This is a genomic window from Chryseobacterium defluvii (assembly GCF_014204415.1).
Lineage (GTDB): Bacteria > Bacteroidota > Bacteroidia > Flavobacteriales > Weeksellaceae > Chryseobacterium > Chryseobacterium defluvii_A.
Genome location: NZ_JACHLE010000001.1, coordinates 1570255 through 1595627 on the forward strand (window position 1 = coordinate 1570255; position 25373 = coordinate 1595627).

General features: G+C 37.4%; 23 protein-coding genes. All 23 read right to left on the minus strand.

Annotation, left to right across the window (positions count from 1 at the left end):
• Position 1: 1 nt before the first annotated feature.
• The 23 genes from HNP38_RS07150 to HNP38_RS07260 all read right to left on the minus strand — a co-directional run bounded on the left by HNP38_RS07150 (position 2) and on the right by HNP38_RS07260 (position 25369).
• Positions 2 to 964, minus strand: coding sequence for an MraY family glycosyltransferase (locus tag HNP38_RS07150; RefSeq protein WP_184186687.1), 963 nt, complete (start codon positions 962 to 964; stop codon positions 2 to 4).
• Entirely contained in the window at positions 964 to 1860 is an 897-nt protein-coding gene (locus tag HNP38_RS07155; protein WP_184186690.1) for an NAD-dependent epimerase/dehydratase family protein, read from the minus strand. The genes HNP38_RS07150 and HNP38_RS07155 overlap by 1 nt, the downstream gene beginning before the upstream one ends.
• Positions 1857 to 3065, minus strand: a complete 1209-nt coding sequence (locus HNP38_RS07160) for a glycosyltransferase family 4 protein (protein ID WP_184186693.1) — start codon at positions 3063 to 3065, stop codon at positions 1857 to 1859. Before HNP38_RS07160 ends, HNP38_RS07155 begins: the two co-directional genes overlap by 4 nt.
• Positions 3065 to 4204, minus strand: coding sequence for a non-hydrolyzing UDP-N-acetylglucosamine 2-epimerase (gene wecB / locus HNP38_RS07165; RefSeq protein ID WP_184186698.1), 1140 nt, complete (start codon positions 4202 to 4204; stop codon positions 3065 to 3067). Before wecB ends, HNP38_RS07160 begins: the two co-directional genes overlap by 1 nt.
• Complete coding sequence (locus tag HNP38_RS07170) at positions 4152 to 5405, minus strand: O-antigen ligase family protein (RefSeq protein ID WP_184186701.1); 1254 nt, start codon at positions 5403 to 5405, stop codon at positions 4152 to 4154. Before HNP38_RS07170 ends, wecB begins: the two co-directional genes overlap by 53 nt.
• A 6-nt stretch (positions 5406 to 5411) precedes the next feature.
• Positions 5412 to 6530 (minus strand): NAD-dependent epimerase/dehydratase family protein, encoded by a 1119-nt coding sequence (locus HNP38_RS07175; protein WP_184186704.1) that lies wholly within the window; start codon positions 6528 to 6530, stop codon positions 5412 to 5414.
• Between the two features lie 2 nt (positions 6531 to 6532).
• Entirely contained in the window at positions 6533 to 6952 is a 420-nt protein-coding gene (locus HNP38_RS07180) for a WxcM-like domain-containing protein (protein WP_184186708.1), read from the minus strand.
• Positions 6952 to 7986, minus strand: coding sequence for a polysaccharide biosynthesis protein (locus HNP38_RS07185; protein ID WP_184186711.1), 1035 nt, complete (start codon positions 7984 to 7986; stop codon positions 6952 to 6954). The genes HNP38_RS07180 and HNP38_RS07185 overlap by 1 nt, the downstream gene beginning before the upstream one ends.
• Positions 7987 to 7989: 3 nt before the next feature.
• The gene (locus HNP38_RS07190; RefSeq protein ID WP_184186714.1) at positions 7990 to 8748 is read right to left on the minus strand and encodes an AglZ/HisF2 family acetamidino modification protein; all 759 of its coding nucleotides are present in this window, start codon (positions 8746 to 8748) and stop codon (positions 7990 to 7992) included.
• A gap of 6 nt (positions 8749 to 8754) precedes the next feature.
• The gene (gene hisH / locus HNP38_RS07195; protein WP_184186717.1) at positions 8755 to 9369 is read right to left on the minus strand and encodes an imidazole glycerol phosphate synthase subunit HisH; all 615 of its coding nucleotides are present in this window, start codon (positions 9367 to 9369) and stop codon (positions 8755 to 8757) included.
• Positions 9366 to 10514, minus strand: a complete 1149-nt coding sequence (locus HNP38_RS07200) for an N-acetyl sugar amidotransferase (protein ID WP_184186732.1) — start codon at positions 10512 to 10514, stop codon at positions 9366 to 9368. The genes hisH and HNP38_RS07200 overlap by 4 nt, the downstream gene beginning before the upstream one ends.
• Before the next feature lie 45 nt (positions 10515 to 10559).
• Positions 10560 to 11516, minus strand: coding sequence for a hypothetical protein (locus HNP38_RS07205; protein ID WP_184186735.1), 957 nt, complete (start codon positions 11514 to 11516; stop codon positions 10560 to 10562).
• 23 nt (positions 11517 to 11539) lie between these two features.
• Entirely contained in the window at positions 11540 to 12655 is a 1116-nt protein-coding gene (locus HNP38_RS07210; protein ID WP_184186738.1) for a glycosyltransferase family 4 protein, read from the minus strand.
• Between the two features lie 45 nt (positions 12656 to 12700).
• Entirely contained in the window at positions 12701 to 13393 is a 693-nt protein-coding gene (locus tag HNP38_RS07215; RefSeq protein WP_184186741.1) for an FkbM family methyltransferase, read from the minus strand.
• 30 nt (positions 13394 to 13423) lie between these two features.
• The gene (locus tag HNP38_RS07220; RefSeq protein ID WP_184186744.1) at positions 13424 to 14548 is read right to left on the minus strand and encodes a glycosyltransferase family 4 protein; all 1125 of its coding nucleotides are present in this window, start codon (positions 14546 to 14548) and stop codon (positions 13424 to 13426) included.
• Positions 14539 to 15765 (minus strand): O-antigen ligase family protein, encoded by a 1227-nt coding sequence (locus HNP38_RS07225; protein WP_184186747.1) that lies wholly within the window; start codon positions 15763 to 15765, stop codon positions 14539 to 14541. The genes HNP38_RS07220 and HNP38_RS07225 overlap by 10 nt, the downstream gene beginning before the upstream one ends.
• 12 nt (positions 15766 to 15777) lie before the next feature.
• A complete protein-coding gene (locus HNP38_RS07230) occupies positions 15778 to 17004 on the minus strand; it encodes a glycosyltransferase (protein WP_184186750.1) in 1227 nt (408 codons plus the stop codon).
• Positions 17001 to 18521 carry a lipopolysaccharide biosynthesis protein gene (locus tag HNP38_RS07235; RefSeq protein WP_184186753.1) on the minus strand — a complete coding sequence of 507 codons (1521 nt, stop codon included), beginning with the start codon at positions 18519 to 18521 and terminating at the stop codon, positions 17001 to 17003. Before HNP38_RS07235 ends, HNP38_RS07230 begins: the two co-directional genes overlap by 4 nt.
• A 93-nt stretch (positions 18522 to 18614) precedes the next feature.
• The gene (locus tag HNP38_RS07240; RefSeq protein WP_184186756.1) at positions 18615 to 19466 is read right to left on the minus strand and encodes a hypothetical protein; all 852 of its coding nucleotides are present in this window, start codon (positions 19464 to 19466) and stop codon (positions 18615 to 18617) included.
• Between the two features lie 32 nt (positions 19467 to 19498).
• Positions 19499 to 20563: a DegT/DnrJ/EryC1/StrS family aminotransferase gene (locus tag HNP38_RS07245; RefSeq protein ID WP_184186759.1), complete on the minus strand. Its 1065-nt coding sequence runs from the start codon at positions 20561 to 20563 to the stop codon at positions 19499 to 19501.
• A 2-nt stretch (positions 20564 to 20565) separates the two neighbouring features.
• The gene (locus tag HNP38_RS07250; RefSeq protein ID WP_184186763.1) at positions 20566 to 21654 is read right to left on the minus strand and encodes a DegT/DnrJ/EryC1/StrS family aminotransferase; all 1089 of its coding nucleotides are present in this window, start codon (positions 21652 to 21654) and stop codon (positions 20566 to 20568) included.
• A gap of 10 nt (positions 21655 to 21664) precedes the next feature.
• A complete protein-coding gene (locus tag HNP38_RS07255; protein WP_184186781.1) occupies positions 21665 to 22954 on the minus strand; it encodes a nucleotide sugar dehydrogenase in 1290 nt (429 codons plus the stop codon).
• Positions 22955 to 25369 carry a GumC family protein gene (locus HNP38_RS07260; RefSeq protein ID WP_184186784.1) on the minus strand — a complete coding sequence of 805 codons (2415 nt, stop codon included), beginning with the start codon at positions 25367 to 25369 and terminating at the stop codon, positions 22955 to 22957.
• Positions 25370 to 25373 lie beyond the last annotated feature (4 nt).

Consider the following 25373-nt stretch of genomic DNA (forward strand, 5'->3'; position numbering starts at 1 on the left):
GTTACAGGCCATACTGTTTTTTTAAGCTCCATTTTAATCCCAGATAGACTCCTCCGGCAGGGATAAAGATAATCAATATAAGCATCCAGAGCGGAAGTTCTGAACAGATCAGAAAAATATTGATAATGGACTGGAAGAAGGCGTACATAAAACTTATTACCAGATGTGAAACTTTCTTCTCATTGGCAAAAAGCTGATACAAGTGTCTTCTATGAGCCTCAAAAATATTTTCCCGGAGTATTATTCTTTCAATGATTGTAAGGACCACTTCCATACCATAAATAGATAATAATAAAATATATTTGTAATCCTGGGTTTTCATAATTAATAAAGTAATAAGGGCTATTACCCAAAAAGCAATTCCCATGCTTCCTACATCTCCTGCAAAACATTTTGCTTTCTTTCTGAAATTAAAAAACAAAAATACCAGGCAGGCCAGAAGAGGATAAATGATGAAGGCTTCATCAGTAAACATTATTACTTCTTTATTGATATATAATAATGAAGAGAGCGTAACCAGACTGTACAGCCCGGTCATCCCATTAATGCCATCCATAAAGTTATATGCATTGAGCGTTCCGATGATCAGTACAAACATAACAGGCCATACCCAAAAAGGCATCAGATTAAAAGCATCCGTAAAGTACAGTAACAGGATTACCGATACAAAATGAACAGACAGCCTTATCTTATTAGACAGGTTTCTGATATCATCTATAAAACTAATGGCACAAATAGCCAGCAGACCCAATCCAAAAGGCCAGTAATGGTCCACCGCATCCCTAACATGAAATAAGCAGAAAACAATAAATGCGATGGGAAAAATAATTCCCCCACCCCTTAAGGTGATCTGGGTATGAGCACTTCTGTGATTGGGCCTATCAATAATATTATATTTATCGGCAACCCTGAAATACAATACTATTGAAATGAATAAAATAATTATTACCGCTATATATTCCATTATCTAGACTGAAAGCTTTTAATAGTTTTCATTAATCCTTCTTTTGCTGATATAGGAAGTTTTTGTATACCCAATCCGTTTTTGATCTTTTTATTAGAAACCATATAGCTTTCCGTGAGTTTTTTTAATCTTTCCGAATTCAAAGGCAATTTAATCTTATCTCCTGTTCTGGCTGCAAAAGTGATCAACCCGGAAGATATTTTCCACAATTTACTTTTTTTACCGGAAGCTTCCCCGATTATTTTAATCAGCTCATTGGTAGAAATAAATTCATCATCCGCAAAATTATAAATTCCGGATCGAATATCTTTATTTTTAAGGATCTCCGATATTAAAAAATTAAGATTATCTATACTTAAAAACGAACGTTTGTTCTCGAATGAGGCAAGAGGCCAGGGAAGACCTTTTTCCACCACTTTATAGAGAAGGTTCAGGTTTCCTTTGTTTCCCGGCCCATGGATCATACAGGGACGGATAATGAAAAGCCTTTTACCACCAGGAAGGGGTTTTGACAGCAAATATTGTTCTGCCAGCAACTTCGATTTCCCATAAGGGGTCTGAGGATCAGATGAATGTTCTTCATCCAAAACTCCCTCCACGGAATCCGCAGCAGCTTTTACACTGCTAAAGTATATAAAATCTTCAGTTTCGGAATCCAGGAATTCATCAAATAATTTTTTGGTCAGATCTGTATTCACCGCAAAATATTCTTCTTCAGCCGAAGTATTCGCTGTATCGTGAGCTTTACCTGCAAGATGAATAACTGCATCTGCCTTTCTATTTAATTCCCAGTTTTTTCTTAAGGAAAGGCTTTCTATATGATGCCCCTCACTTTTCAGATGCCCGGAAAGATTGCTTCCTACAAATCCTGAAGCCCCGGTAATTACAATATTCATTTTTGAGCAATTATTTTTTCAAGATTGGAGATGCATTCCTCCATTTTATAGTGTTTTTCATAGAATTTTTTCCCATTCATCCCCATAGTTTCCAGTTCTTCCATGCTTTTAAAGAAGGCATTCTCTATTTCCTGAGCCAGTTTTTCACTATTGCCCGCAGGAACTGCAAACCCGCATTTTGCTTCTTTTATATTTTCGGCCCCTTCACCATTTAGCATAGCCATGATAGGCTTGCCGGAGCTCATATAGGCCTGAACTTTTGCGGGTACGGTAAGGTTGAAGATGGGATCGTCTTTGAGACTTACCAATAATATATCAGCCACATTAAAGAAGGATGCCATTGCCTCTACCGGGAATCGTCCTACGGTATATACGGTGTCTTCGAGATTATTCTCTTTAATGAAGTTCTGAACATAAGACATTTTTCTTCCGTCACCCACCAGAATGAATTGGATATCTTTATTGGATTTAAGTTTCAAAGCTGCCTCCATAATGCTTTCCATATCCTGTGCCTCACCTATATTTCCTGCAAACATCACTTTAAAACCTTCCGGGAGTTCCGGGACAGGAAAGTTCAGGTCACCCGATGAGATCGTGTCTTCTGCCCAATTAGGAAAATATTCAATTTTATGATCAAAATCTCCTTTTTCTACAATTGATTTTCTAAAACCTTTTGAGGTAATAAGAATTTTTTCAGATTCTTTATAAAATTTCTGAACCATTTTAGTGAAAAAATTCAAAACGAATTTATTCTTTACTCCGCCTGCAATTTCAAGGCTTTCCGGCCACAGATCCATGACCCAGAAATAAATCGGGGTTTTATGTATTTTCTTTACGGCCAAAGCCGGATAGAACTGGGTAATCGGAGACGGTTCATGAACGATCACCGCATCAAATTTTTTACGTACAGATAAAGTCCGTGCTTTTAATGAAGCAAAAAAGGCCCAACTGAAATAGTTAAGGAAAAGTCTTACTCCCCCACCCTTACCTCTGGGCAGGAGAAGGGCTCTTATAATTTCAACTCCTTCAATGACCTGGTTCCTGTTTTTGGAAAAACTGTAGCCTTCATATATTTTTCCTTCGGGATAATTGGGAATCCCTGTTAAAACAGTAACCTCATGGCCTCTTTTTTTAAGTTCAAAGGCCATATCATTGCTCTTGAAATTTTCAGGATAAAAATATTGAGTTACAATGAGTATTTTCATTACTTCTTACTCCAAACTACTCTGTTAATATAATCCGTATAACTCAGGATGATCCTTACCATTTTTTCGGAAACATTGGGCATTGAATAATCTGCTACCGGCCTGTAATTTCGTTCTTCTTTTCCCGTTTTCTGCTGCTGAAGCTGAACCAGACCCTGTAAAATTCTTTCAGGTGACAGACCTACCATCATTACGGAAGCTTCTTCCATAGATTCCGGTCTTTCGTGAGCTTCCCTGATATTAAGCGCCCTGAAATTAAGAATAGAAGATTCTTCAGAAATAGTCCCTGAATCGGACAAAACTGCATAGCTTCTCATCTGTAAGGCATTATAGTCATGAAAACCAAGGGGTTTAAGGAACTGGATCTCCGGCCTTACTTCCACCTTCATTTTATCGATCATATTCCTTGTTCTAGGGTGAGTGGAAACAATGATCGGGTATCCGAATTTCTCAGCAATGGCATTAAGGCTGTCTATCAATCCTCTAAAGTTCTTCTCAGAGTTAATATTTTCTTCTCTGTGGGAAGAAACTACAAAATATTTTCCTTCTTCCAGATTCAACCTTTGTAATACGTCTGAACTTTCGATCTGAGGTAAGTAATGAGTCAGCACTTCAAACATCGGAGAACCGGTTTTAATGATCCTGTCGGCAGGAAGGCCTTCTCTCAGCAGGTATTCGCGGGCAATGCTTGAATAGGTTAAGTTCACATCTGCCACATGGTCTACAATTTTCCTGTTGGTTTCTTCGGGAACACGCTGATCGAAGCATCTGTTTCCGGCCTCCATATGGAAAATAGGAATTTGTTTTTTCTTGGCAGGAATTGCACATAAGCAGGAATTCGTATCTCCTAAAACCAAAAAGGCATCCGGTTTTAATTCTTCCAAAAGAGGGTCTATTTTTATTAATATATTTCCAACAGTTTCTGTAGCCGTTTTTCCGGCTGCTTCCAGAAAATGATCCGGCTTACGCAGACCTAAATCTTCAAAAAAGATCTGGTTAAGCTCATAATCATAATTCTGTCCTGTATGTACAATGATATGCTCTACCGCTTCGGAAGCATCCAAAGCAGATAATACTCTTGATAATCTAATGATCTCCGGCCGTGTTCCCACGACTGTCATTACTTTTAATTTTTTCATTATTATATTTTATATAACCTAAACCTATTAATGCTCCGCTAAAATACCAAAATTCAAAAGATAAATAAATATTTCCTGAAGTTTGCACCAAAACGAAGTACTGTAAAAAAAACAAAGTTAAAATACCTGCTTCTTTATATTTATAAATATTCCTGGCAATTTTTACAAAACTTCTGATAACGAATTGGAAATAAGCGATAAAAAGAAGCATTCCCACTAATCCTGTTGCCATAAGGATATCAATGAACATATTATGAGAATACATCCCGCTTTCGAATAAAATTCTTCCTCCCAACACCGGATTTGCAAAAAACTCATCCAGACCTTTATCAAAAAAATAAGACCTTCCTGAGGCATTGCCTTCGAAAAGCGCAGCATTAATCCTTTTTAAAAATATCATATCCTGACCAATACCGTAGGTATAGGCGATGAACAACAGAAGAACAGTCATAATGACCAAAAGGCAGAAAGCGATCCAATATTTTCTATTATTTTTAAGAATAATCAGCAACAACGCTATGGCAAGAAATGCTAAAAGCGGGCTGCGGGCTGCTGAAATACAGATAGGAAATAAGCCTAGAAAGAGCGCAATCCCGTGTGAAATGTTCCATTTTTTAAGGATGAAAAAACTGTACACACACATTACTACAAGGCTTAGCCCATAATGCCCTACCAATATATAGTAAGCCCGGAATGCGCCGCCGCCGCTTTTCAAAAATTCCATAAAGAACATGGAGTACAAAAAATTAAGCCCTAAAATAATGGTAAGAAACCAAAAGACATATTTGTAAAAAAGTTCGAAGTTTACTTTTCCATAATCCAGGCTTATCATGCTTATTACAGGAACCGGAATGATGACCAGACTGTAATAATAAAATGTCTTTTTCAGTTTTTCAAGGGTATCCGGAAGGAAAGTGTAATTCCTGAAGGTATATTCAGCTTTTAATAGATAAAGTCCATAAAATAAAAGGAAAGTGATGATCATCCATTTCCTTTTTTTCACCAAATCGATATTTTTTACCAGAAAATATAGGGCTGAAAAAAAAACAGTTCCTCTGATCAGGATATTCATCGTGTGGGACAACCGTTCTGAGGAAAAGGGATCAAAATAGGAAATAATATACCCGAATAACGCAAGAACCAAAAAAAAGGTTTCCGGACTGGCAGGAGCCAACGTTTTTATATGGGTAGTTTTTTCCATATTACATCAGACTTTTACGAAGTAGGTGTCTGCATCATCCGGATTAAAGGGTTCATTAATCCAGAAAATGGTATATAAGTCTTCTTGTCCTATATTTTTGATATTATGGGTATACCAAATCGGCATATCTACATAGGCTGGCTCATTACCATCCAGATAAAAATCCAATACCTCGGCCGTATCTATTTTTCTCAGTTGTATCAATGCTTTTCCTTTGATCACCGTAAATCTTTCTATTTTTCTTGTATGAAAATGGTTTCCTCTCGTGATCCCGGAAACGGTGGTTGAAAATGAGCACTGTCCTCCAACTCCTAATCTTATGATCTCTACAAAGGCCCCTCTTTCATCTTTACATTCATTAAGCTTTACCGGATAATGAGTTTTAAGATCAAAGTAGCTTCTGAAAGTATTGAATAAATTAAGTTCAAAAGTATCTTTAATTTCAGGAATCTCTCCTTTCTCAAAATAAGCGTCTTTGTAATTCTTAAGTTTTTCCAGGATCTCTGAAACCTTTTTTACGGATGTATAAGGTACATGATAGAGTTCTTTGGTTTCTTTTTCCTCAATCCGGGCAATAATTTCCCGGGCAAGCTCTGATACATAAATAAGTTTTATCTCTCCGTCATTGTCAATTACGGGAGTTTCTCCATGAGTAAGTTTGTGACAAAAAGTAGCAATAAAGGAATTATAATTGGGTTTCCCGAAAGGCCCGAAAACATTAGGAATAACAAGCCCTGTAAATTTTCCGCCATTTTTAAGGGTACGGTCTGCTAAAATTTCGCGGCCCTGTTTTTTTGATTTTCCATATAAATTATCTCTTTCTTCCTGGGATGAGGATGAAAAGATAACATGTGCCTTTGAATTTGTTCTTTCCAAAGAGTCTGCAAGAATATTGACAAGTTCTATATTTTTGGTATAAATCACCTCCGGATCGTCATGTCTGTTTAAAGCAGCCAGATGAACAATAGCATCACACTGTCCTACAAAGTTGTCCAGCAATTCTTTGTCATCAAAAAAATGCTTTTCAAAGTTTATTATTGTATAGCGTTCGGGCTGTAATCTTAAGGTATTGGTAAGGTGCGAACCTATGAAACCATTATTCCCTGTAATGCCAATTGCAATCATAATTAAATTACAAAATAATCTATTGGAAATTTATATTCATCATCTATTTCATGAAGCCGGTAATCTGACATGACCATGAGTTTAGAATTATCTTCAATAGCCTGGATGGAACTTATATATCCCGGAGGAATGTGCAGTACATCAAAGTTTTGAGCATTAATCTCAAAATTCAACCTTTTACAGTCCTGCCCCGGCTTTTCCCAATTATCGATTTCAATTAAATTAATATTAAATGCTCCTTCGGTAGCCATATACCATCTCTGCTCAATCTTATGCCCCTGCCAGCCCCGTATAAAATCTGTATCGATATTCTCGATAAAGTATATCCTTTTGGCCTCAGAAGCATCGAAATCGTTATTGAAAATAACTTTTCCTCTGCTATCTGAAAATAATTTTCCGGGGATAAGCTTAGGCTCTTTCATTAATCCGGGTATTGCATTACATCTTCTCCTAAAACTTCTTTTCTTATCAGAGGAAGCTTTAATAAAAGTTTTTTCATGCCTTCTACATCCTGCTGCTGAGTGTTATGGGAATGGTAGTCTTCTATTTTGGATATATCTTCCACTCCTTCGGAAAAATATTGTGCATAATTCAGATCTCTGTTGTCTGCAGGTATCCTGTAGAAGTCACCCATATCTTCCGCTTTCAGCATTTCTTCACGGGTACACAGGGTTTCATATAGTTTTTCTCCGTGGCGTGTTCCTATCACTTTCACAGGATTATCAGCCTTAAGCATCTCTTTTAAAGCCTGTGCCAGATCGCCTATAGTACCTGCCGGCGCCTTATTTACAAACAAATCTCCCGGATTTCCATGTTCAAATGCAAACAATACCAGATCTACAGCTTCCTCCAATGACATTAAAAAACGGGTCATATTCGGATCTGTGATGGTAATGGGATCTCCATTTTTGATCTGCTTAACAAATAAAGGAATCACGGATCCTCTGGAAGCCATTACATTCCCGTATCTTGTAAGGCAAACCACTGTATTTTCCACATTTCTGGACGCGGCTACGGCTACTTTTTCCATCATAGCCTTGGAAATTCCCATAGCATTGATGGGATATGCCGCTTTATCGGTACTTAAGCAGATCACTTTTTTCACATGGTTTCTGGCCGCAGCATCAATAACATTCTGCGTACCCTCCACGTTTGTTTTCACAGCCTGCATCGGAAAAAATTCACAGGAAGGAACTTGTTTCAGTGCCGCAGCATGAAAAACAAAATCCACTCCTCTCATGGCAGGTTCGATGCTGTTGTAATCTCTTACGTCTCCGATATAAAATTTCAGTTTATCATTTTTAAACTGGTTTCTCATATCGTCCTGCTTTTTTTCGTCACGGGAAAAAATACGGATCTCCTTAAAATGGTCTGTATTGATAAACTTTCTTAATACTGCCGTCCCAAAGGACCCTGTACCTCCTGTAATTAAGAGTGTTTTATTTTTTATCTGCATAGTTTAAAATAATTCTTTTTTCTCATCCTTGTTAGGATAATTGATTAATACGGCTTTATATACGCCTTTAAAAACAAACAGGCTTCCTGCGGCCACTCCTATTATTCCATGTTTATCGATCACCTGTTTAATATCATTTAAAGAACCGGCTCCGCCTAAAACGGTAAGCGGAAGGGATATTCTTTCTCTTATTTTATCGATCAGCCCCATATCAAATCCTTTCATCACCCCGTCCTGGTCTATGGAATTGATGATAATCTCACCGGCTCCCAGCTTTTGGGCTTCTTCTACAAATTTGAATGGATTGATCCCGGTAGATTTTTTTCCGTTATGGGTATATACGTCATATCCGCCAAACATTTTCTTTTTTATATCTAAAACCACAATCACACTTTGAGAGCCTACTCTTTCCGCAATCTGGGTAATAAGACCCGGATTTTGAAGCACCGCGGAAGAAAGGGCTATTTTTTCGATACCCAAGCCAAAGATCCTTTGGGCCTGTTCTACGGTTTTAACACCTCCTCCATAACAAAGGGGCATTCTGGATTGGTTGGCAATTCTTTCTATCAGGCTGTAATTCGGTTCCAGACCTTTTGCAGTAGCATCAATATCGAAAATGGCAAGCTCGTCCACTTCTTTTTCATTAAAGATCTTTACAGCATTGATGGGGTCTCCCACATATTTGGGATTTTTGAAGTTGACTGTTTTTACAAGTCCGTTATCCTGGATCAAAAGACTGGGTATAATTCTTGGCCTTAACATTGACTCTTAAAGTTTTGCAAAATTGTGTAATAAGATCTCACCATAATGGTGACTTTTTTCCGGGTGGAACTGTATTCCATACTTATTTTCATGATGGGCAGCAGAAGCAAACTCCCCGCCATATTCCGTTACAGCCATTATATCTTCAGCATTATTGCAATGGAAGTAATAGGTATGAAGGAAATAGAAAATGGAATCATTTTCCAGCCCTTTGAACAGTTCAATGTCTTTCACCGGCTTCACATCATTCCATCCCATATGGGGAAGTCTTGTTACCTGATTGATTTTTGCTTCATCAAATTTCTTCACGGTGGCATCTATCCACTTCAACCCGTGAAGCTTTCCTTCATCGCTATTATTAGCCATCATCTGCATTCCCACACAAATACCGATAACGGGTATTTTTTTATCCAATACCAGATCGTCCAGTTTATCTCTCATTCCTGAGTTATTCAGCTGGGTCATTGCGTGATCAAAATGCCCGACACCGGGAAGGATCAGCTTTTGTGCATCTTCCAGGTCTTCTTTTGCTCTGGCTATTTTTACGGGAACATCTACTCTTTTGTAAACATTCACAAAGGCATTGATATTCCCTACCCCGTAATCTATAATTGTTATCATCTGAATAATCTCTTTTCCAATCCTAACTTCTGCATCGCCTGGGCTCCAAGCTTAATGATACCCATTTTATTTTTATAGTCTTTGTAGGTTTTGTTTTCCCCTTCAAAGATCTGCTGTAATTCTTCTGTTGTAAGATCCAGTTTATTGGCCACATACTCAAACTCTTTCTGAAGGAATTCTTCGGACAGCTCCGGTCTTGAAACCCTGTCCAATGCTTCTTCGCGGGTCATCTGTCCTGTTAAGACCAATGATGAGAAGTGTGCTTTTCTTTTCTGATAACCAAATTTCCTTGGCAACCAGTAATCTTCATAGAATCTGGTAAACCTGGATTCGTGATGCTTATGCTGGAAGGGTTCCCATCCAAATTTCTCCATCAAAAGGTTTTCTGCATCTTTTTTTACATAAGGTACAAGGTTCAATGGTTTAAAAACCTCCATCCCGTAAATATATTTGTAATAGATTTTATAGGATAATATGTCTACCAACGGGAAGGTTTTCAGCTCTTTCTTCCCAAATTTTTTATGGATATCTTTAACCAATGTAACGTCGATACCCGGGAAACCACCCCATTCTTCCGGTTCTCTACAGCATTCTGTGGAAAAATTTCCGCCTGTAAGTACATAGTTGATCTTGTGCTTTCTGGCAAATTTGTACAGGGCGGAGAAGAAGGCATAATCCTGTGGCAAATCCTGATCCGAGATCTGAGATTTCAAAAATGCAACCTGAAGGTCTTTCATTTCTTCCCAGTTGATCACTTCTGTATACAGATCCAAATCTAAACCATTGATAAGCTTTTCGATGTTTCCTACTGCTTTATCCGTATTCCATCCTGCATCTACATGAAAGATCAAAGGTCTGATCCCCATGATCTCCTTAGCTACATAGGCTGCATAGGAACTGTCAAGTCCACCGCTTAACCCAATGATGCAGTCAAAATCTTTATTTTTTGATGTTTTTTTGATCCTGTCGGCAATTTTCATCAGCTCGTCGTAGCCTCTTTCATCTGTATGCCAGTTAGGTTCTATATTTTCTTTAAAATTGGTATAGTAATCACTTTCACCTTTTTCATTAAAAACAATATTAGGATCCGTAGTATCCATAATTGTTTTAGTACAAATCTGGTATGGTCTTTCTGTTGTGTTCATATAATTTTGCAAATATACAAATGCTATTTTTAATATGTTCTTTAATTATTTCTTATTCCAGTTCTGAATGATCTGGGTAGCTTTTTTTGACAGCTTTCTGCTGTTAAATTCTATATATTCTTTTTTACCTCCTTTATATTCATTGGTTATATTAGGGGCATCTGTTCTTCCGTAAAAAAAATCATCGGCACCCCACCAAACTATCCCATCCACATGCTTTTTATTGACTTCTGCTGAGCTGATCCCCGAAATATAATTCTTCCATTTAAGGTCATCCATCTGCTTCCATCCCACTTTGGCATTACTGGGATGGTACCTGTGCAAAATAAAAGGGAAAACAGGCTTCTTATATTTTATTGAAAGAGAGATCGCATTTTCTGTATTCTTTTCAAGATAATTATCATTACCTATGCTTTTGATCATATCTACATCCTCGTCATAAAACATATACATGGAAGGATAAAAAACATCCACTTCTTTTAACAAAGCTGATATTTTGTCATTTTTCCTAAAATATCCTGTATATATTTCCCAAAAAGTAGTGAACGGAACGGCATAAAACCCCCACTTTATCATAGGCCTTTCTTCTTTGCAGATCCTGACGATCTGTATGAAGTAGGCTAAAGCTTTTTTAAACTCCGGGTCTCCCGCTTCTTTGTCCCTTATCATCTCTATATAAGGTGACTCCAGATTGATATAGGCATATCCAGCCTTACCTGCATCCGGAAAAATCTCTTTTATCTTTTGTCTCAGCTTCACTGCATCTACGACAAATTTTTCTTTTGAAAAAAAGCAGCTTTCATCAACGAAATTAATTTCTTCAAATCCATAGGTATTGAACTGCTTTTTGGTATCATTGCTCAGAACTCCCAACTGATAAAGGACTTTGACGTTTTCTTTCGGGATTGCCGCCAATTCGTTCTTTTCATTTTTATTTTTCTGAGAATTGCAGGAAGTACTTATGAGTAAACAAAAAAGCAGGTTGACAAAAACGGTTTTCATTTCTATTTCTCTTTTATAAATTATCAAGAAGTTGAACGGTCTTTCTCATACTGATCTGAAAACAGCTTCAAGATCTTGTCCTGATAAATACCGGTCCTATATTTTTCTAAAGCTTCATTTCTGTTATGAATAGCAATTTTCATAAGGTTTTCTTTCTCAGAAATAAGCCCTTTCAAAGCGTTGTTTAAAGAGGTTACAGATTTTTTCTCAACCATTAATCCGTTTACCTTATCCTTAAAGATATAGGGTATCCCACTATGATTGCTTGTAATAACCACACACCCAGTGGCATAACCTTCCAAAATGCTTATAGGCTGACCTTCGAACGGATAATAGGTAGGCAGGCAAAAAACATGGCTTTGGCAATATAGTTTTCGTTTTTCCTCACCATCGATAAATTTCCCCAGATATTTAAATCCTGTGTTACCATCTATTTTCTTCAGGAATTTCTTTTCACTTTCCTCACTTTCAAACCCTCCGACAAAGCTTATCTTTATCTGGGCCTGTTCTTCCGGTGAAAGCGACAAATAAGCATCCGCAAGTTCATCATATCCCTTCCCGGGTATTAAGTTACTCAGATAAAGCAATTGAATCGGTTCTAAATTTTCAAATTTCCCTTTTATCTCTTCGTCTGTGACAAATAGGAAATCCTCGGCAAAATTGGGAACTATGTGTATTTTTTCTTCCGGAACGGCTTTTTTGAATGTTTCATAATTCACAGGTCCTTCTACTATTACTCCGGCAAGCTTTTTCATGAATCCTGAATTGATGTTCTTTTGCCAGCCTTCATTGGAAAGTATTTCTTTCATTCCTGCTCCTCCAAGCATGTGTATGAATGTTTTATGAAGATCTTTTTTGCAAAGGTTGTATATGGCCAGATCTCTCATATTTCCGGCAAAAGACTCTGCTAAAGAGATATAAATGATATCGTTGTTACTTTTTTTCCTGTTCACCTCTTTTAAAATCCCAATGATCTCAAAAAGCCTTCCGAAGGAGTTAGCACCGTTTTTAAGACTGGATTTACTCAGGTTCACAATCTCTACCTCATGCTTGTCTATGAGAGCATCCAGCAAAACTTTTGAAGCTTTGCTTTGCCCGTTAACAGGAGGCGGAACAGGTGCTATAAATAGGATTTTCATTTTTTATTTCAGATTTTACCTGTAAATGTTCTCTTGGTATTTTAATTATTTCACTTTAATAAAGGATAGTTCTTCCATGCTGTCGGATACTCCGAATAGTTTGTATCCATGCTCTTCCAATAAGGAGAGTAGCTTTCGGGTCCTGTCTTTTCCATCTTCAAAAAATCTTTCGTGGATCTCTATTAAAAGCTGTTTTATTTCTACTGGGGTATTAAGAATGTTTTCTATGATCTTATATTCCGATCCTTCAATATCCATTTTAAGGAGATCAACAGAGGTATGGCCCAGGTCCTGAACAATATCGGAAAGGCATTTCATGGGAACTTTTACCACTCTTTGCTCATTCACATTCTTCTGTTTGATGGCGCTTCCTGAAACATAACTTTCATTTTTAGGCAGCATAAATTCAACATCTCCGCTTCTGTCATCTATCCCAAAAGGGAAAAAATTGAATTCTGTAGGGACATCCGTATTGTTTTTGACCCATTTTATCGATTTGGGCGTAGGATCAAAAGCAAATACTTTGCAGCCAAATTTTTCAATAACGGCCTTATCAAAGGAAATATCTTCTCCTATTCCGAAAGAGTATACCACAGAGTCTTTATTCAGCTTGCCGGATGCTATATAAAAGCCGCCATACTGATTCCCGAACCATTGATGGTCAATCGATATATTTTTTTTCAGGTATGTGATCTTTCCCAGGAAAGCATTTACCTTTGTTTTTAATCTGGTTATCATATTCATTTGTTTTTTGTTTTATTTTTTATGCTAATGAAGACTGCTTTTTGCCATCTTCAAAAATCTTTCCACCATAACATCCACATTATAGCTTTCTCTTGCTATTTTTTTTACATTCCGGCTCATTTCGTTGAGGTTTTCCGGGGAATCTAAAAGTTCTATCACCTTTTTCGCCAGATCCGAAGCATCGTCCTCTTTAAAATTCTTCCCTGTCTCATCATTGACAAAAGCTCCGTATTCCGGGCCATGCATGGCTTCATTCGGGTTCACTACAATTGGCAATCCGTACCCGAAAGCATGAATGATACTTAGCCCTACGGATGCAGGATGTATAAACAGCTTTGTGTTTAGAAAAAATGGTGCCAATTTATCTTCTTCATAGATCTGGCCTGCAAAATAAATATATTTTTCAACATCCAGTTTTTTTGCAAGGGATTTTAAATGTCCTTCCTCTTCTCCCGAACCTACCAGGCACCAGCAAATATCCGGTACCTTTGCAGCAATTTCCGGTAAAGCCTCAATCATCTGCTCAAATTTATTTTTGGACACCAACCTTGCAATGGAAAGAACAAGGGTTTTGTTATCCAGACCTCTGTCTTTTTTCCACTGATCCAGTTTTTCGGGTGGCCAGTTTTGGATCCCTGCATCAATCTTTTTCTGATCCAGCCCATTATTCATTCCCAGTATATTCTGCTTCGAAAATCCTTTGGCCCTAAGCATATTTACTTCTTTGTCCGTATAGACAAAAATATTCTTAAACAGGGATGTCCATTTCAATCTCAGCCATTCTGTATACTTGTTTGCCCCAAAGGAATGTGCCATCGTCCAAATTACCATTTTTTTTCCGGTAAAAGACAATATAATCCCCAGTAATATATTTGAGAAAATTCTAGGATTCCCATCAAGGAAAATAACATCAGCCTTTTTTATTTTCCCGACAGGCAAAAACTGGAAGGCCAGTTTCTCGTTTTTCAAGGACATGCATTTTACCAGATGTACTTTTTCTCCATATTTTTTGTGAATGGATTTTACATTAACTCCAGGAATGTTATCCTGACAATAAACAGTGACCTTCACACCTTCTTTATTCAAAAGCCTGTCGTAAAATCCCTCACGGTAGGTAGTGATCACATTCGTAATTATGGCTACTTCCATCCGATAAAACTTTTCTTATATAAAATAAAATGATAAACCAGTAACATGGTAAGGGTCTGATCCTGATAAAATGCTCCTGAAACCATACTGGAAGAAATTAACTGAATTAAGATGAGACTGATCCAGAAGTGAGGATGATCATCATGAATATTTTTATAACAGCACTTCAAAGCTGACCACAGTATATAAACCATCATCATTCCCCCCACAATTCCCAGGGCAATTAATGAATCCAGTATAATATTATGGGCATAGGCATATTCTCCATTCTTATTGAAAATAGCAAACTGATCGCCTATAAACGGGTGTTCATAGAACACTTTGAGGGCCTCCTCATGCAATAAGCTTCTTTCATCCGGGCCACTTCCGCTGATGGTTTCTCTCAGCCTGATCTCAATAACCGGAGAGATATCTCCCATTAATGACAATATGGGATCCTGCAGAAGGTAAATGACCAATAATAATATAACTGAAATACCAATCCCTGTCATAATATTCTTTCCCTTTGAAAAAAACCAGAAAAAAACCACCACTAAAAAGGAAAGTATAGGCCCACGGCTTCCTGAACGCAATAAACTGTAAACGGATAATATGAAAACCAATATAATCCCTATTTTCAACAACAGCTTATGTTTTTCTTTGAAAAGCATGAACAGTGACATATACATTCCCATTACCCCGAGATTACCATATGAAATGGTATTCAGAGCGACGTTGGCATCGGCTCTGTACTCATTGTCTGTATTACTGATGAGGGCCTGATTGGAGAACAGTGTTATTGTCAGAATGATAATTACGGATATATAAACAGCATAAAATGCTTTGTTTAAATCGATATATTTAAAACTTTTGATGGTGGAAACTAAAGCAGCCATACATATTCCGAAAATGTACAGCCAAAGCTGGGAAGTACCTTCAATGAAATAATCCGTCCTCAAAAAGTTGTCTGAGAATATCCTTACAATAAGGGCAAGCCAATAAATGATCAGCACGACCAACGGTAATGATTTGAAATCTGATATATTTCTGATATTGATATAAATAACCGCCAACATGATAGCAAGTGCTAAAGCACGGTAAGGCACGGTAATTGCCCTGGAAATATTCTCAAAATCCGAGGATGAAGGCAGAAATATAGTTGTTACCAACTGGTATCCTATGATACACAGGATAAAGCTGAGGGTACTTAAAAAAATATTTATTTTATGCGTTGCCAACTTAATATACGATTAGAATTTCGGAAGGTTATTATTTAAATATTGTTTCCCGTTTTTATTGTAAAACTCTAAAATCTGTTCATCATTCAGTTCTGCGACTTCAAAAGTATCGGATAATTCATAGACCCCGGTTTCTTTGGATTCCGGAAGTATATAGCGTAAGTTCTTTCTTAAATGAAAGATGATCCTGTCTTTCCAAGCCTGAAAATAATACAACTTAATTTTAAATCCGGATATATCCGGATTGCTTTCACTTTCTTTTGCAATGGTAGATTTGATACGATCTTTATAGGGGGTATCAAAAACCAGACACATCGCATAAAGATAATTATAATTAATTTTTTTTAACAGGTCTTTTTTTCGAAGTCTTTTGAGTGCCTGCAGCATAGATTCTGCATAGATGGTATAGCCGGACCAATAGAAGGGTACTTCCTTTGACCAGTTATCTGCCGTATCTTTCGGAAGATGCTTGAAGTTTGAAATTTCCCCAATATGCCTACCGCTTGCGCCCATTCCACCACCACTGGATTTTGAGTGTCCGGAAATAACATAAGGGATATCTATCAGAATATGGTTTCTTACATTGATCCCCAATGCAACAGCATTAGCCATATCCGGGCTGGGCCCAGGAAAAAAAGATCCTGTACTTTCTTTAATTTCCTTAAGTACTGATAGTTTAACAATTCCATGGTAAACCCTAGGAAGGTCTAGTATATCCGTTCCTCCACATTTCAGAAGCTTATCCATTTCTTCACGAGGCTTGATCTCAGTAATTTTACCTGAAACCGAGGTCTGTGTAAATTTACCTGAAAGCTTGTTCCCGTATAGTCTGGATTTGATATCCGGCCAAGAATATGAACCTTTAAGAGGCAATACTGAATCTATATTTTTCGATCTGATCTCTTTTACCAGATCTATAATGTATTTACTGAAAATATCATCATCTCCAATGAATGTCACATACTCCCCTGTTGCCTGGGATAGGGCAAGATCTGAATTATCTATTACCGAAATACTTTCTTTCACATAATTATAAATAATTCTGTCATCATTTAGGTTCTGAAGACTGTTGAAAAATTTTTTCTGAGCTTCATTATCATCACTATTATCCTGAATCACGAGCTGCACTTCCCTGCAATCCAAATCATGAAAATAATTGACCAGATATTCGAGATAATAATGCCTGTTCTTGGTAGGAACAATAATACTTAATATAGGGAATGTAGTATCTACTGTCATTTTTTAAAAAGTTTATGATTAAAAACGATCTTTTTCAGATTTATCTTTTCATTCTGCGGAATGAAGATCAGGAAATTGACCAGCAATGAGAATAATCCTATTACCGATAGTAATAAAAAGGAAAAGATCCTGCTGCCAAAAAAATACCTGGCAAGGAAGTAATGTGAAACAAATGTTATACATCCTGCCAAAATTAATGGCAACAATAAATCCTTAATACAAAACACTGCAAAAGGCTTTATATGTAAGAACTTTTTATTTATAAAATACAAATAAACGATTGTTGAAATAATTTGTACAGCTGCAAAAACCACTGCCACACCGTAAACTCCCCATCGTTCAGTAACCATCCAATATCCCGGGATTGCAATGAAAATACTGGCTATTCCCAGATAATTATTTATTTTGGTATAACCATTGGCAATGGCTATATTATAAGGTAATACGGAAAATGCCAACATGGAGTAAGCTATTACCATATATATTAAAACGTCCGCACTTTTTTCTGCAATAGTATGGTCCCCTGTCCATATCCATATGATTTCTTTTGCAAATACGGCCATCATCCCTACCACGCAAGAGATGATGACAGAGGTATAAAGATTGGTTATTTTAAATAATGATAAAGCTTCGGATCTACTACCGGAAGAAAATAATGCCGTGAATCGAGGTAATATAGCCGTAGCAATCGGATTGACGAGAACAGCAACACTTGTAGCCAAAGAAACGGCAAGGGTATAGTATCCCAATTGTTCTATTGGCAATAGTTTACTGATCGTCAATTTATCCAGTTGGGTATTGACCGCTGCTACAAGCGAAATAAGTAGCATTCCTCCAGCAAATTTCCATACATCCTTAATAACAGGTTTTTCTATTTTGAAGTTAAATGTTTTAAAGTAACCGCCATATAAGGCTTTTGCAACAGAAAATCTGAATAGCAATGTAAATATGATGGTAGATAGAGACTGCCACAAAAAGAAAATATAAAGGCTGGGGTTAAACAAAATAATTAGTACGACGACTCCATTCCTTATAATTCCCCAAAACATTTGCAGCAAATTGGCCTCCACCTGCTTTTCGAAACCCAGTAATCCCCCCATATAAAAACGAAGCAACATCTGAAATCCGAAATCAAAGCTGATTATCATAATAAACTTCGCCATATTGTCATTGCCTGACGTATGAAGCCAGTCTTTTGCAATGGTGGGGGCCAATAGAACAACCACTATGATGATGATACTTACAATAATCAGATAAATAGATTCCAGCGTTACAAAGGTGCGCACTTTATACTCATGGTCATGGTCATTTCTCGCAAATCCTCTTGATAAGGTAGCTGTAAGTCCGGAATCGAAAATAGCCATTATTCCAGCTATCACCAGTGTAAAACTAACGATGGAGTAGCTCTCAAAGCCCAGAAACTTAATGTAGAGCGGTATGAACAGGAAATTGGAAACAATGCTCCAGAATCGTCCTAAAAAATTGGCCAAAATATTCCTAAACATATTGTGTTTCATTATATAGCTTTTGATGACTTACCCAATATGTTCCAATGAATTCTTTCTTCTGTCAATACTTCATCATTACACAGGCTGGCCGTTTCAAATAGATTAATTGGGTAAAAACCTGGCTTTATTATTGTAAAGATATTTATATACCTTTCTTTCTAAAGCCGAATTTGATTTGTTGAATGTTTTATTAGTTAAGAAGAAAACTCCCTTATCACTATTATCCTTTTCATTTGTTGTAAAAATAACGCGATCATTTCCTTCCTCTAAAACCGTTTCGGAAGTATTTTTGTTTATACTGACTGCCGGATTTAGCTTAACAAAATCTTCAAGCCAGCCATTCAGCATTTCAAATTTTTCACTGATTGTCTTTTCAATATAAAAATTAGCTTTCTCCATTAATTTGGCAGGGCTGCCTGCATAAGCTCTTCCAGGCTCTGTATCTTTTGTAAGAACAGAATTGATCAAAGCGGTACTTTTTTTTCCTAAAGTAATTCCTGAACCAACAACACAACTGCCCACCAACCATACATCATCTTCAATAACGGTCTTTCTCATGGCATAAAGTGTACATCCTTCGATCTGTTCACCACTTGCCACATGTGTCCAGATTTGGGAATACATTCCTACCCTTACACCATTGCCAATATGCAAACCTCCGGTAGCATCCAGTATCGTATTTTGTCCAAACCAACAATTATGGCCTATTTCCATTTCTTTTTCAGCCATCATCAGCATATCGTTATGAAATACATTCCAGTCTCCGATACTTAACTTGCTATGTACAAATATCCTTGTATTATCATTGATAATATTATTATCTCCAATGGTAATTTTCGCATTCGGATCATTCCCAAGTATCTCAATTACTACATTTTTCCCGATCCTGTTAAATGCTCCTATTTTTACATTTGGATGGATCTGTGCTGTTTCGTGGATTTGATTATTGTCCATTAATATTAATGCTTTTTGATTATAGTAAAAAACTATAGCTTAACCCACCATCCCGAAGGAAGGGCTAAGAATTTAGAGTAGAATTCATTCACCCCCGGCAAATCTGTATATTCGCCAAATAAAGAGTATCTGTTATTATTCAGGTGCACTGTAGAAGCCCAAAAACCTTTATCCCGAAAATAATCCATCATCTCTTCTTTTTTCTCCGTAAACATCCCGAATACCCAATATATAGGATTGGAATCGGCTACATTTTTTATAGGAGTACATGGCAGATTTTCATTTTTCAGATACTCTGACCATTTCCTTGCATTTTCCCTCTGTTTTGCGAAGAGTTCAGGAAGAATTTCCATCTGCTTCAGGCCTATATATGAGCTTACCTCATTAGCGGTCGCTCCGTATCCCTGTATGGTAACATCATACTTTTCGCTGATCTCTCCTTTGGCATCCCTGAATAATGGTCTTTCTAATCCCAAGTCTCTTTTGATCTTAGCTTTTTCCACATATTCCGGATCTTTAAAAACAATAGCTCCAGCCTCCATTGCATTGGGAAGCCTTACGGCATGAAAAGAAATAACGGTAGCATCACTGCCACAATTCCCTACTTTATTTCCTTTATATTCCTGCCCCATACCATCTACACAATCATCAATGGTAAAGATACCATGCTGCCTGGCAATTTCATTGATCTCATCAATATAGCCCGCATATCCCAGATGCATATTGTGAAATATAGCCTTGGTATTTTTAGATATTTTCTGTTTTACACTTTCCGGGTCTAAAGTACCGGTTTCAGGATCAATATCTGCCCACATGATTTTTAAGCCTTTTGCAGAAAGGGGTTGTGTAGACTGTAAACAACACATAGGAGACATAATGATCTCGTCTCCTGCTGAAATATTCAAAGTATCTAAGGCAATATTTAATGCCGAGGAATATGAATTTACGATAAGCAGGGATTCTGTTCCTATAAATTCTGTAAGTTTCTGCTCAAAAAGCTTTCCCCATTTTCCGAAAGCCAGCTGCCCGGAATACAAAATCTCATTGACCCCGTCTGAAATACCTTCCGGCATATAGGGTTTAAATAAAGGAATCATAATTACCAGCCTTTTTTTATGGTATCTGCTATTCTCTCCCGATCTTCATCGGAAACCCACCATCCGCAAGGAATGTGAACCAGTTTTTCATAAAAGTGATCCATTCCCGGCAATTCTCTTTTAGATTCTGCAAAGATACTGTGCAGGTCATTTCTATGATGTAATGGTGATGCTGAAATATCATTCTCGGTCATCAAAGCTATAAAATCATCTCTGCGGTCTACCTTCATGGTATATAACCAGTATGAAGGTTCGGTATTTTTATTATAATTTACCAGTTCAATACCCTCTATACCTTTTAGAGCTTCATCATAAAATTTACCGTTTCCTATGTATTTTCCTAATACTTCTTCCAGATACTTCATCTGCACCAGGCCAATAGTAGCATTCACATTGTTCATGGCATATTTGTAACCTGTTTCGGTAATATCATTCTCCAGCCTGCTTTTCCCTTTATCTAATCCGAACCATCTCATCTTTTTGGCTCTTGGAAGCTGATCCGATCCTTTAAAGGTCAGAAAACCTCCGTCAACCGTGGTCATATGCTTTATAGCCTGAAGTGAAAAAATAGTATACGGAGAGTTTGACCCCACGTATTGTCCGTTATATTTGCTTCCTAAAGCATGAGCTGCATCTTCTATAATGGGAATATTAAATTCCTGTGAAATTTTGTTGAATTCATCCATATCGCAGACCATTCCTGCATAATGAACGAGGAGAATGGCTTTGGTCTTTTCTGTAATAAGTGATCTCACAGACTCTGGTGACAGCAGCCCTGAATTAGGATCTACATCACCCCATACCACTTTACCACCTACCATAGTAATGGCAACATTGGTAGGTTCGGCCGTCATAGGGGTACTTATTACCTCATCCCCAAATCCTACTCCTGCCAATAATAATGCTATATGAAGTGCATCTGTCCCCGAATGAAGGGCCAGTACATTCTTATTATCCAGAAAGTCTGCAAATTTTCTCTCAAATTCATATACAGGTTCTCCTTCTGCTATATATCCGCTGTACAGAATCTTCTCTACTTCTGGGATAAGATCTTCACGAGGAGGCAAATATGGTTTTACTATAGGTATCATATCTTATAAATTATAATCTGGCGTCTACAAATTCTTTGTCAATAAGCCCCTTCACATCATAGATCACTCTTTTCCCGTCATTCAGCGTTTTGAAATCATATTCTTTAAATTCGTCATGGGCAACAGCCAGCACGATCACTGAATATTGTGACAGATCCGGAGAGTCGGAAAGTAACTGAACGCCATATTCTTCATTCACTTCTTCTTTATTTGCCCAGGGATCATAAAGGTTAACCTCTAAACCGAACTGTTTCAGCTCAGAGTAAATTTCCACTACTTTTGTATTTCTCACATCCGGACAGTTTTCTTTGAAAGTAACTCCCAGAATCAGGGCTTTTTCACCTTTGATCTGCATTCCTTTCTGGATCATCAGTTTAACCACTTTTCCCGCAATGAACTGCGCCATCATATCATTCACACGTCTTCCGCTAAGAATAACCTGTGGATGGTATCCTAATTGGGTAGCTTTATGGGCCAGGTAATACGGATCTACTGAAATGCAGTGTCCTCCAACCAGTCCCGGCTTATATTTCAGGAAATTAAACTTGGTTCCTGCTGCTTCCAGTACTTCATTGGTATCTATTCCTACTCTGTCAAAAATGAGTGCCAACTCATTCACAAAAGAAATGTTGACATCTCTCTGGGCATTTTCAATGGCTTTGGAAGCTTCTGCCACTTTCAGGTTCGAAGCTTTATGGGTTCCGGCAGTGATAATTGTTTTATACAGGTTATCTACTACTTCTGCAATTTCAGGTGTAGATCCTGAAGTCACTTTTTTAATGGTCGTTAAAGTATTTACTTTATCTCCCGGAACAATTCTTTCAGGTGAATATCCTACAAAGAAATCTTCATTAAATACCAATCCTGAAACCTTCTCCAGAATCGGAACGCATTCTTCTTCCGTACATCCCGGATAAACTGTAGATTCGTATATTATGATATCTCCTTTTTTAATCACTTTTCCCAGCATTTCACTTGCTTTCAGCAAAGGGATGAGATCAGGTGAGTTAAATCTGTCAATAGGTGTAGGTACGGTAACAATAAAAACATTGGCATTACTGATCTCCTCCAATGAGGCTGATGCCTTATATCCTTTTGCAAAGTTGCTTTGCTTAGCTTCATTAATTACATTCGACAATAAATCCAAGTCTGCTTCCAGTGTATGATCTTTTCCTGAGTTCAGTTCTTCAATCCTCTGCGGATTAATGTCAAATCCATATACCGGAAAGTGTTTAGCAAATTCTAATGCTAAGGGAAGCCCCACATATCCTTGTCCAATAACTGCTATTGTATATTTCATTTAAGTAAGTTTATTTTTAATTTTTTCTAACCATTTTTGTTCTCTTGCATTATTGTATCCGTAGCCATATTTATTGCTATAGCCTAAATTTTCCCTGCTTACATCATTTAGTACAAATCCTACATTTTTGATCTTATTCTGATCGATATTGCTATTGGCAAATTCCAGCAATGCTTTTTCAGTATATTTCGATCTTGAAACATAAAGGGTAATATCTGCCAGATCTGATATAAGGAATGTATCTGTTACCAGCAACAACGGTGCTGTATCCAGAACTATATAATCATATTTAGGTTTTAATTCGCTTAAAAGCTTCTCGTAACGGCCGTTAGACAATAGTTCTGCCGGGTTAGGAGGAATCATCCCAGAATAAATAACATCCAAATGAGGATTGAATGAAGATATATGAATGATATCTTCTAATTTGGTCTGATCCGAGTAAAGGTATTCTGTAAGACCTTCCAAGCCTTTTCTGGAAGGATTATAACGCTGTAGCTGAGGGTTTCTGATATCTGAACCTATGATCAGAATTTTTTTGCTTGGTGTAGCCAGTGTTAAAGCCAGATTAACTGATGCAAAGGTCTTTCCTTCTCCTTTTACCGTGGAGGTTACAAAAACAACCTTTCCGTCTTTGGCATTATTACCGGAGCTGCTTTTAGGAAGCATAAAATTCATATTGGTAATAAGGATCCTGAACGCTTCCGCCATAGGGGTAATATCGTTGAGTTTAACGATATCAGAATCTCCGTTTTCAAGGCTCGGCAATTCAGCAATAACCGGGGCGTGAACAAGCTTTTCCAGATCATGCTTAGTAACAATCTTATTATTGAATAGTTCCTTAAGATAGATGATTGCAAACGGAATGATAAGCCCTATAACAAGTGCTGCCAGAAGTACCATTCTTGGTTTGGGAGACACTGGTATTCCGGAAGCATATGCCGTATCTATCACCCTGGCTTTAGGTGCCGTAATGGATTGTGCAATTGCCGTTTCTTCTCTCTTCTGAAGCAAGAGTAAGTATAAATTTTCTTTGATCTGCTGCTGTCTTTCTATACCTCTGAACATTTTTTCAATGGAAGGCAGCTTAGATACTTTATTTGAGATCTTATTCTGCTCGCCTAAATATTCGTTTCTGGCCAGCTCCAGCCCCTCTCTGTTTCTTTGCAGGTTTTGCACAATAGATGTACGCATGGTGTTAATCTGCTTGGTAACATCTACTACCGCAGGGTTTTCTGTGGTGGCAGATTCCAGTAATCTGTTTCTATGAAGGATTAATTGATTGTATGCAGTGATCCCTGAAATAGCTTCCGGGTTATTCAGACCTACATTAGCCGGCAAAACCTGAAACTGCCCCTGTCTTGATACGAAACCGATCAGTGCATTGGTCAATTCCAACTGGGCATCAATATCGAGCTGCTTGTTTCTGGCTGCTGCAGAGCTTTCAAGGCTTATTTTGGCTTCGGTTTCGAGATCCGTAAGATTATTTTTCGATTTAAAATCGGCTTTCTGGTCTTCTACCTGGCCTAATTCAACAGAAAGCTTTTTAATTCTTTCCTCTATAAAATCCAGGGTTTTTTTGGATTCTGAATTTTTATCAAGAATCGCATCGTTATTATAAGCAACAACCAAAGCATTCAGGACATCCTGAGCTTTTGATATCTGCGGATAGATCATCAATAACCTGAGTAATGTTGCGTCTTTATTAACCAGGCCTACATTTACGGCTCCCTGTATACTGTTTGTTCTCGCTTCTATGGATGAAATATACAGGTCAAGGTTATTAACATCTATTCCTTTGGTCTTAGCCGGATTGTAGCTCTTGTTTTTTGTAATGATGATATTGGCTACCGGTAAGTTTATTGTTTTCCCATAGGTAGTTACAATTTCTTTGGCAAGTTTCTCTGAGGTAATTACCAGTTTTTCTCCTTTTATCTCTAATTTGAAGAGGCCATTCGGATTATCTGGTTTTTCATTGATCACATTGACTTCTATAGGAGAGGTTTCTTTATAAAGCTCTGTACTTTTTACTCTGGTTTTTGCAACAATACTGGCCTGAAGATTTTTTGCAATCACTACTTCCCTGATCAGCTTCTTGGATTTAAGAATCTCTATTTCATTGGCAATACTATTTGTTCTCAGCCCTCCAAAACCTGACAGGTCCGGCAATATTCCCAAATCACTTCCCGTCGCCGGAGAAGCCCCTTTGGAGTCTTTTATAAGGATGGTTGTTTGCACTTCATATATAGGAGTCATAAATTTCAGGGCAATAAAGCCTATTATTAAGGATAATATGGCACTGATAATAAACCAAGGCCATTTTCGGACATATGGTTTTATGATCTCGCTGAGAATAATATTGTTTGAATTATTATTTCCTGCTTCAGAAGATGGTGAAGAGTGGTATCTGTTTTCCATTAAT